Annotated in this window: 4 protein-coding genes; all 4 read left to right on the plus strand. The window is 75.8% G+C overall.

Annotated features, from left to right (window positions below; all coding sequences use genetic code 11):
• Positions 1–818 (plus strand): TauD/TfdA family dioxygenase (locus OZN99_RS28095; RefSeq protein ID WP_270938523.1); only part of this gene is annotated, 818 nt, incomplete at its 5' end.
• Positions 818–1,555 (plus strand): aspartate/glutamate racemase family protein, encoded by a 738-nt coding sequence (locus OZN99_RS28100; RefSeq protein ID WP_270938524.1) that lies wholly within the window; start codon positions 818–820, stop codon positions 1,553–1,555. The genes OZN99_RS28095 and OZN99_RS28100, both read left to right, overlap by 1 nt.
• A 52-nt stretch (positions 1,556–1,607) precedes the next feature.
• Positions 1,608–2,480, plus strand: coding sequence for a KPN_02809 family neutral zinc metallopeptidase (gene ypfJ / locus OZN99_RS28105; protein ID WP_270938525.1), 873 nt, complete (start codon positions 1,608–1,610; stop codon positions 2,478–2,480).
• 68 nt (positions 2,481–2,548) lie between these two features.
• Positions 2,549–3,323: M81 family metallopeptidase (locus OZN99_RS28110; protein ID WP_270938526.1), on the plus strand; the 775-nt coding region annotated here is incomplete at its 3' end.

The following is a 3,323-nucleotide window of genomic DNA, read 5'->3' on the forward strand; positions in this document are numbered from 1 at the left end:
ATGCGCCGCTGCCCCGGCTCGGCGGCGTGCTGCGCCAGGCCGCGACGCGGCTCGACACCGGCCGCGGCTTCGCCCTGCTGCGCGGCCTCTCGCTTGACCGGCTGGGGGAGGCGGGGGCTGAGGCGCTGCTGCCGCTGCTCGGCGCCCATCTCGGCCGCGCCGTGCCGCAGGGGCCGGGCGGGGAGATCGTGCAGCGTCTCGCGAGCCCTGCGACCGACCAGCCGCGCTGGCGCTTCCATGCCGATGCCGCCGACATCGTCGCGCTGCTGGTGCTGCGCCAGCCGCCGGAGATGGACCCGGCGATGCTGGTCGCCGCGGCCACCGTGCACAATGAATTGCTGAAACGCGACCGCGCCGCGCTGGAACGGCTCTATGCGCCGCTGCCGCACCTGCTGATGGGTGCTGTCGGCGTGGCGCCCGCCGCGGTGCAACTGCCGGTCTTCACCATGGCGTCGGGCGCCTTCGTCGGCCGCTATGCGCGCGACGCGATCGAGGCGGCGGAGCACCTGCCCGGCGCCGCCCCGCTCTCGACGGCGCAGATCGCGGCACTCGATCTGCTGGACGCCATCGCCGCAGAGCCCGGGCTCGCGCTGCGGGTGGAGGTGCGGCCGGGCGACGTGCTGCTGCTCAACCCGCTCCAGGTCTGGAAGCGCCGCGCCGAGGCGCCTTCCGGCGAGGCGGGCGCCGAGGCGTCGGAGTCCGGCACGCGCCAGGCGCTGCGGCTCCTGCTCGTCACGCCGAACTCCCGCGCCCTGCCGCAGGGCATGGTGGCGATCGGCGAGGGCACGGCCGCGGGCGGCGGCATGGTGGGCGGCTGATGCGCATCCTCGTCGCCAACGCCAACACCACCGCGGCCATCACAGAGGCCTGCGTGCGCGCGGCACGCGCCGCCGCCTCGCCGGGCACGGAGATCCTGGGCGCGACGCCCGCCTTCGGCCCGCGCGTCATCTCGACGCGGCCGGAGAACGTGATCGCCGGCCACGCCCTGCTCGAGACCCTGGCCGCCCATGCCGGCCAGGTGGATGCCGTCGTGCTCGCGGTCAGCCACGACACCGCGCTGGAAGCGGCGCGCCAGCTGATGCCCTGTCCGGTGGTCGGCATGACGGAGGCCGCCTGCCTCACCGCCTGCATGCTGGGCGGCCGCTTCGGGCTGGTGGCCTTCGGGGTGGGCATCGGCAGCTACGAGGAGCTGGTGGCCCGGCACGGCCTGGCCACGCGCTGCGTCGGCGTGCGGCGCATCGCGGCGACGCCCGTCGATGCGCTGGCCGATCCAGCCGCCGTGCAGGCGCGGGTGCTGGAGGAGGTGGCCGTGCTGGCCGGGCAGGGGGCGGATGCCGTGGTGCTCGCCGGGGCAGCGCTGGCCGGCATGAACCGCGCGCTGCAGCCGCGCGCCCCGGTGCCCTTGGTCGATGGGATCGCCTGCGGCGTCAGGATGGCCGAGATGCTGGTCGCGCTCGGCCTGCCGAAGCCCGGCGCCGGCGGTTATGCCGCCCCGCGCGGGCGGGAGGCGGTGGGTGTCTCGGACGCGCTGGGGGCGTTGCTGCGCGGCGGCTGAAACCCCGGCGCGCCGGGGGACGTTCGCGATCCGGTCTGGAAGGAACAGGGCGATGCGGCTGGAGGATGGACGGGAGAGCGGCAACGTCGAGGACCGCCGCGGCCGTGGCGGCGGCTTCGGCGGCGGCCGCATGGTGGCCGGCGGCGGCATCGGCACGATCGTGCTGGTCGTGCTGGCGCTGCTGTTCGGCGTGGATCCCGGCGTCATCCTCTCGGGCGGCGGCCCGGCGCCGGCGCCCCCCGCGGTCGAGCGCGGCGAGGTGGCGAGCCGCCCGCCGGCCGAGGATGCGGCCGCGCGCTTCGTCTCCCGCGTGCTGGCGGAGACCGAGGATGTCTGGAACCCCGCCTTCCAGCAGCTCGGCCGCCGCTACGAGGAGCCGCGGCTGGTGCTCTACAGCGGCGTCGTCCAGTCCGGCTGCGGCACGGCGCAGGCGCAGGTCGGCCCCTTCTACTGCCCGGCCGACAAGCGCGTGTACCTCGACCTCGACTTCCTGGCCCAGCTGCAGCGCAGCCTGGGCGCCAACGGCGACTTCGCGGCGGCCTACATCATCGCCCACGAGGTCGGCCACCACGTCCAGAACCTGCTCGGCATCATCCCGCGCGTGGAGCAGCTGAAGCGCCAGGCGAACGAGGTGCAGTCCAACGCGCTGCAGGTGCGGGTGGAGCTGCAGGCGGATTGCCTCGCCGGCCTCTGGGCCCGCCGCGCGCACGAGGCGCGGCAGATCCTGGAACAGGGCGACATCGAGGAAGGGCTGAACGCCGCCGCCGCGGTCGGCGACGACCGGCTGCAGCGCCGCGCCCGCGGCACCGTGCAGCCCGAGACCTTCACCCATGGCAGTTCCGCCCAGCGGGTGCGCTGGTTCCGCCGCGGGCTGGAGAGCGGGCGCCTCGACGCCTGCGACACCTTCGGGACCGAGCAGCTGTGATCCCCCGCGCCCTCTCCCGCCCGCGGGGGAGGGTTGGGGTGGGGGCGTGTCGGGCCTAACCTCCGCCCATGCCGCGCATCGCCGTCGCCCGCCTGTGGTTCGAGGGCAATTCCTTCACCCCGGTCCCGACCGGGCTCGATGCCTTCCGCTCCCGCGAATGGGTGGCGGGGGAGGCGGGGCTGGCGCGCTACGCCGGGACGGGCACCGAACTCGGCGGGCTGGTCGCCTTCCTGGCCGCGCGGCCGGGCTGGACCGCGGACCTGATCCGCGCCGCCGCCGCCCAGCCCGGCGGGCCGATGACCGCCGAGGCGTTCCGCACCTGGCTCGATGAGGTGCTGGGCGGGCTCCGCGCCGGCGCGCCCTGGGACGGCGTCTATCTCTCGCTGCACGGCGCCTGCGTGGCGGAAGGCGAGCCTGCCGCCGACCTTGCCATCATCCGCAAGGTGCGCGCGCTGGTCGGCGCCACGCCGCTGGTCGCCAGCTTCGACTTCCACGGCAACATGGCGCCCGGCATCGCGAGCCTGCTGGACGGCGCCAGCGTCTATCGCACCTACCCGCATGTGGACATGGCGGAGACGGCCCAGCGTGCGCTCGCCATGCTGGAGCGCCGGCTGGCCGGGGAGAAGCTCTACGGCGCCATCGCCAAGGTGCCGCGCGTGCTGCACAGCTTCCACATGCGCTCGGATGCGGGACCGATGGCCGAGGTCTGGGCCAAGGCCGCGCTGCTGCGCCGCCGCGCCGTGGTGGAGGCCGCGCCCTTCGGCGGCTTCGCCTGGTCCGACACGCCGCATGCCGGCCCGGCCGGCATGGCCTGGGCCAGCGACCCCGGCGCGGCGCGCGCCG

The organism is Falsiroseomonas oryzae, assembly GCF_027856955.1.
Taxonomy (GTDB): Bacteria; Pseudomonadota; Alphaproteobacteria; order Acetobacterales; family Acetobacteraceae; genus Falsiroseomonas; species Falsiroseomonas oryzae.